This is a genomic window from Pseudomonas sp. HY2-MNA-CIBAN-0224 (assembly GCF_040310285.1).
Lineage (GTDB): Bacteria > Pseudomonadota > Gammaproteobacteria > Pseudomonadales > Pseudomonadaceae > Aquipseudomonas > Aquipseudomonas helleri.
This window is the reverse complement of the sequence record NZ_JBEOPQ010000488.1, coordinates 1-274: the sequence shown is the minus strand read 5'-3', so window position 1 is coordinate 274 and position 274 is coordinate 1. Positions and strand designations below refer to the sequence as shown.

General features: G+C 45.3%; 1 pseudogene. It reads right to left on the bottom strand.

What is annotated here, in order from left to right:
• Positions 1 to 77: 77 nt before the first annotated feature.
• A pseudogene (locus tag AAEZ03_RS27280) lies at positions 78 to 274 on the bottom strand (D-alanine--D-alanine ligase); the annotation flags it as partial.

The window sequence follows — 274 nt, the reverse complement described above, 5'->3', positions numbered from 1 at the left end:
TATCAATAGCGATTATCACAAACTGCGTTATGAATATTAAGCCAGACAAGAACATTTAAGCTGAATCTACCAATTGTTTATAATGTTTGCGTAAGGATGTGCCAGCACAGCGTATCGAAATCCATACCACGCGCCTTAGCTGCCATCGGTACCAAACTATGACTGGTCATGCCCGGGACGGTATTAATCTCAAGCAACCAAAAGTTACCTGCTTCGTCCTGCATAGCATCGATACGCCCCCACCCTTTGGCATCAACAGCACGGAATGCAGCAA